The 5,230-nt window shown below is 67.4% G+C and carries 6 protein-coding genes and 1 pseudogene; 5 read left to right on the top strand and 2 right to left on the bottom strand.

What is annotated here, in order from left to right; translation table 11 throughout:
- The 3 genes and pseudogenes from ACE3S9_RS14395 to recR form a co-directional block, all read left to right on the top strand.
- Nucleotides 1-483, top strand: a pseudogene (locus ACE3S9_RS14395) (DNA polymerase III subunit gamma/tau); the annotation flags it as partial.
- Nucleotides 484-804, top strand: coding sequence for a YbaB/EbfC family nucleoid-associated protein (locus ACE3S9_RS14390; protein WP_374547169.1), 321 nt, complete (start codon nucleotides 484-486; stop codon nucleotides 802-804).
- 181 nt (nucleotides 805-985) lie between these two features.
- Nucleotides 986-1,591, top strand: coding sequence for a recombination mediator RecR (recR, locus tag ACE3S9_RS14385; RefSeq protein ID WP_374547168.1), 606 nt, complete (start codon nucleotides 986-988; stop codon nucleotides 1,589-1,591).
- A gap of 12 nt (nucleotides 1,592-1,603) precedes the next feature.
- Here recR and ACE3S9_RS14380 read toward each other — a convergent pair whose 3' ends face one another.
- Nucleotides 1,604-2,659 carry a DUF2380 domain-containing protein gene (locus ACE3S9_RS14380; RefSeq protein WP_374547167.1) on the bottom strand — a complete coding sequence of 352 codons (1,056 nt, stop codon included), beginning with the start codon at nucleotides 2,657-2,659 and terminating at the stop codon, nucleotides 1,604-1,606.
- A gap of 77 nt (nucleotides 2,660-2,736) precedes the next feature.
- Here ACE3S9_RS14380 and ACE3S9_RS14375 point away from each other — a divergent pair, with 77 nt between their 5' ends.
- Entirely contained in the window at nucleotides 2,737-4,125 is a 1,389-nt protein-coding gene (locus ACE3S9_RS14375) for a histidine kinase (protein ID WP_374547166.1), read from the top strand.
- Entirely contained in the window at nucleotides 4,122-4,787 is a 666-nt protein-coding gene (locus ACE3S9_RS14370; protein ID WP_374547165.1) for a response regulator, read from the top strand. Before ACE3S9_RS14375 ends, ACE3S9_RS14370 begins: the two co-directional genes overlap by 4 nt.
- Before the next feature lie 18 nt (nucleotides 4,788-4,805).
- On the opposite strand, the gene rmuC is transcribed toward ACE3S9_RS14370, so the two are convergent.
- A partial coding sequence (gene rmuC, locus ACE3S9_RS14365; RefSeq protein ID WP_374547164.1) for a DNA recombination protein RmuC occupies nucleotides 4,806-5,230 on the bottom strand: 425 nt, incomplete at its 5' end.

The raw sequence follows: 5,230 nt of genomic DNA, 5'->3' as shown, positions 1-5,230 counted from the left end.
GCGCCGGTCCTCGCGGTCAAGACTTTCGCCGAACTGGTCGCGCTGGCGGCGGAAAAGCGCGACATCCAGGTCAAGACGGCGCTCGAACGCGACGTGCGGCTGGTGCGTTTCGAAGCCGGCGTGCTGGAATTTTCCCTCGCGCCCGGCGGCGCGCCGGGCCTCGCCGCCCATCTGACCCGCAAATTGCAGGATTGGACCGGCCAGCGCTGGATGGTGGCGCTGTCCTCCGCGTCCGGTGCGCCGACTTTGCTGGAACAGGCCGAGGCGAAGGAGAACGAGCGGCGCGTCGGCGTGCAGGCGCATCCTTTGGTGCGCGCGGCGCTGGAGCAATTTCCGGGCGCGACCATCGTCGCCGTGCGCGGCGGCGAGGCGGAGCCTGTGGCGGGAGGCGCCGACGCATCGCTGGAGCGCGCGGCCGCGCCCGATGTGGCGGCCGCCGAGGATGTCGCCTATATCGATGATGCCGAAGACGAGGATTTCTGAATGGACATCATGGGCTTGATGAAAAAGGCCGGCGCCATGCAGGCCAAAATGGCCGAAATGCAGGCCGAGCTGGACAATATCACGGTCGAGGGCGTCGCCGGCGGCGGCCTGGTCAAGGTGACGCTGACCGCCAAGGGAGCGCTGCAGGGCCTGTCGCTCGATCCTTCGCTGCTCAAGGCGGAGGAAAAGGAGATCCTGGAGGACCTGATCGTCGCCGCCCATGCCGACGCGCGCCGCAAGGCCGAGGGCCTGCTGGAAGAGAAGATGAAAAGCATGACCGCCGGCCTCGGCCTGCCGCCGGGCATGAAACTGCCGTTCTGATCGCGGCCTGGTCACGGCGGCATTCGAGGGGCCGGGGCCTGCGCCGCCCGTCATTGCGAGGAGCCGAAGGCGACGAAGCAATCCATGCCGCGCCGCGAGTTGCGCCCGGCCGACAGGTGGATTGCTTCGCTCCGCTCGCAATGACGGAATAGAAGATTCTGGCTCACGTTAAGGGAGCGACATGGCCGAGCGCATCGCCGGGCCGGAAATCGAGCGGCTGATTCAATTGCTGGCGCGCCTGCCGGGGCTTGGGCCGCGTTCGGCCCGCCGCGCGGCGCTGCATCTCATCCGCAAGCGCGAGGAATTGCTGGGCCCGCTGGCGGACGCCATGCGCGCGGCCAGGGACAAGATCGTGACCTGCTCGGTCTGCGGCAATGTCGACACCACCGATCCGTGCAGCATTTGCGCCGACCCGCGCCGCGATTCCAGCGTGATCCTGGTGGTGGAGACGGTGGGCGATCTCTGGGCCCTGGAGCGCGCCGGGGTTCTCAGCGCGCGCTACCATGTGCTCGGCGGCGCTTTGTCGCCGCTCGACGGCATCGGCCCGGACGATCTCACGATCGGCAAGCTGGTTGGGCGGGTGGCGGAAGGCGGCGTGCGGGAAGTCATTCTGGCGGTCAACGCCACGGTCGACGGCCAGACCACCGCCCATTACATCACCGAATTGCTCGCCCCCTTCGCGGTCAAATGCACCCGCCTCGCCCATGGCGTGCCGGTCGGCGGCGAGCTGGATTATCTCGACGAAGGCACTTTGGCCGCCGCGCTCAGGAGCCGGACTGATCTCTGATCACGCTCGGTCTTAGGGGTTTTGGGGCGCCAGCAGCCGATGCTCCATCAGCCAGGCGGCGCCGCGCGGCCATGAATAATTGGCGCCGATGCGCAGGTCGGTCTGGCCGACCGACACCATTTCCCCGGTTCGCGCGTCGCGCAGGCGAAAAGTCACGGCGTAATCGGTCCGGGTGATGCGGGTGACGATGCCGACGAGCGATTGATCGGCGCCGAGGCTTTTGGCGATCGCGGCGTCGCAGCCGTCGCATTTGCGCAGCTCGCGCGCCGTGGCGTTTGGGTCCGTGGTCTGATCGACCTCTGCCAGCTCGAAGCGCCCGGACCGGGCGATCAGATTGCGCACGGTCTCGGTGGCGCGCCGCAATTGTTCGGCGTCCTCGGGGCTCTCGGGAATGATTCCGCCGCCGCCGCTGAAATCCTCGAGCTCGAACGGGAAGACAGCAAGCTTGACCGGCGGCTTCCAGTCCAGCGCGGAGGCCAGGGCGCTGGTGATGTCCTGCGCGACGAAATGTTCGGCCCGGCGCCAGGATTCGTCGCTGTCGTTGCGAAAAGTGAGCAGGCGGTCGAGGACGACGCGGTCGCGCTCCATATCGGCGATGGTGATCTTGGCCCATTGCACCAGCGTGCTCATTTTGTGGACGCCGCCCGTGACGACGAAACGCGCGCCAGCCGCGCGCGCGGCGCGCTGGATATCGGCGGGCGCGTCGCTGCTGGCGCAAGGCTTCGCCTCGCAGGTCAGCGCGACCAGGCGATACTCGCCCTGAGCGGTAAGATCGCGGCCCAAGGCCTCCACGAAGTCGCGCAGCCGCCTGGCGTGAGCTGCTCTTTGATCTTCGACCTCTCCCGAACTGTCGGCATAATCGAGATCGAGGATGGCGATGGTCGCGCGCGGCGCCGGCGCTTTCGCGCAAAGCCGGGTGGGCGCCGAAAGGCAGCACGCCAAGGCGGCGGCGAGGATCGAGACGGAGCGCATGGTCTGGTCTTTCTGCCGGTCGGTGATAAGGCGCTGGCAGCGTTCCACGCCGGCGCAGGGCGCGAAACGGCGAGGCGCCCGACGGGGACCGGGCAAATTTCCCGATTTTCGGCGGCGCGCTTTCCAGCGGGTCGGTTCTGGCGCTTAATGCCGGCGTTCACGGCGCGGCTGCGATGCGACTGTCACGGAAAATCGACCTCAAGCTGCGTCTGGCCCTGCGCGTGGCGGCCATAGCCGCGTTCTGCTTCGTCGCGGCCTTTTTCTACCTGCTTTTCGACAGCGAACGCGCGGCGCGTGCGCGGCTTTCGGCGGCGGCCGAGGTCGTGGCGCGCGATCTCGCCTTGCAACTGGCGCAGGCGCATTGGGTGAAGCCCGCGCGCGACGATTTTCCCGATTTGCAGCGGATCGCCACGCCGCTGATGGCGCCGGGGCTGTGCATCGCCTATCGCGACGAACAGGACGAGGCGCGGCAAAGCCTGTGCGGCGGGCGCACTCCGGGCGAGGCGCCCGAGGCCTTCGGCTGGCTTTATCGCTCGCTGTTCGATCCCGGCGCCGAAGCGCGGCGTCCGATTGCCTTCGAGGGCCGGACGATGGGCGCGGCGGCCGCCTCTTACGATCCCAGGAGCCGGATCGAGCAGGTCTGGCGCGAGGCGAGCCGGTTTCTCGGGCTGATGGCGGCGACTTTGCTGGCGCTTTGCCTGCTGGTCTATGCCGCTCTGGCGCGGGCGCTGCGGCCGACCCGGGCGATCAGCCGCGCTCTGGAAAAGCTCGCCGCCGACGATCTTTCCGCGCGCCTGCCCGCCTTCGATCTTGCCGAACTGACCGAGGTCGGAACGGTCTTCAACGCCTTCGCCGCGAAACTGGAGACGACGCTCGCTGAGCGGCGCGAATTGACCCGAAGGCTGATCGCCGTGCAGGAAGAGGAGCGGCGGCGTCTGGCGCGCGACCTGCACGACGAATTCGGCCAATGTCTCGCCGCCATCGGGGCCAATGCGGCTTCGCTCGCCCAGACGGCGCGGGAGGATTGTCCGGCGCTCGTGCCCGAATGCGAGACGATCGCCCGCACCAGCGCGAATATGATGGGGGCGCTGCGCGGCGCGCTCAGCCAGTTGCGGCCGCCCGATCTGGACGAGCTTGGGCTCGCGGCAGGGCTGGAGCGGCTGGTCGCCGGCTGGCGGCGACGCGGCGGCGCCCAGTTCATTTTCGCGGCGACGGGCGATTTCGACGGTCTGCCGCCGTTCCTCAGCGGCAATCTTTACCGCATCGCGCAGGAAGCGCTCACCAATGCCGCCAAACATGCCGACGCCGCGACGATTACGCTGTCTCTCGCCCGGCGGCCCGGCTCCGGCGCGGATGAAATCGAATTGACCGTGAGCGATGACGGCAAGGCCAGTCCGGCAAGTCTGGAGCCCGGCGAGGGGCTCGGCCTTGTCGGCATCAGGGAAAGGGTCGCGGCCCTCGGCGGACAGATGGATTATGAGGCGCGCCATCCGACCGGACTGATCCTGCGCGTCGCGGTTCCCGCGCCGCAGGCTCAGAGCGAAACGGAGGGCATGAGATGAACGGGGGCGACGTGGCGATCCTGCTGGTCGACGACCACGCCATAGTCCGCGAGGGCTATCGCGCTCTGTTGCAAAAGCAGCGCGGCCTGAGCGTCGTCGCCGAGGCCGCCGACGGCGCCGAGGCTTACCGGCTTTACAAGAGCGCGCGGCCCGATCTGGTCATTATGGATCTGTCGATGTCGGGCGTCGGCGGCGTCGAGGCGATCAAGCGCATCCGGCAATGGGACCCGGACGCCCGCATTCTCGTCTTCACCATGCATTTGAGCGCTGTCCACGCACGGCAGGCGATCCGCGCGGGAGCGCGCGGTTATGTCACCAAAAGCTCCTCTCCGGATGTCTTGCTCGCCGCCGTCCATGATGTGTTGAAGGGCCGGATCGCGTTCAGCCCGGACATTGACCATGAGCTGGCGCAGGATTGGGCCGCCGAACGGCAAAATGCGCTCGATAGCCTGACCCCGCGAGAATTCGAGATCCTGCGGCTGTTGCTGATGGGCAAGGAGACCGGCGAGATCGCGGAGGTGCTGCATGTCAGCGCCAAGACCATCGCCAATACGCGCTATCAGATCAGGAGCAAACTCGGCGTCCATTCGGATATCGAACTGGTCCGCCTCGCCTTGCGGCAGGGGCTGCTCGAAGACGAAGGCGCCGGCGCGAAGGACTGAGCGGCGGGCCGCGCGGCCTTATTGCGCCGCTTCGAACAGGTCCGGCTTGTCGCCGGAAAAATCGATCCGGTCGATGCGTTCGCCCATACGAGCGATCTTCTCGGACGAGGTCAGGATCGCCGAGACATCTTCCTGCGACTGGCGGAAATGCGTCTCCAGCTTCAGGACGCGCTGGCGCAGCCGCAGGACATCCTCGACCAGCCGCCGCGTCTCCGCCTGGATGACATGGGCCTGGTCGCGCACCAGCGCGTCGCGGACCAGAGCCTGCAGCACCTGGATCGCCATCAGCAGCAGCGAGGGCGACACGATCAGGACGCGCGCGCGATGGGCTTTCTGGATCACATCGTCGAAATGTTCGTGCAATTCGGCGAACAAGGATTCCGACGGCACGAACAGGATCGCGACATCCTGGGTCTCTCCGGGCAGAAGATAACGCTCCGAGA

Origin of the sequence: Rhodoblastus sp. (assembly GCF_041915505.1) — a bacterium.
In the GTDB taxonomy this organism is placed as follows: Bacteria; Pseudomonadota; Alphaproteobacteria; order Rhizobiales; family Beijerinckiaceae; genus Rhodoblastus.
This window is presented reverse-complemented; position numbering and strand designations above follow the sequence as displayed.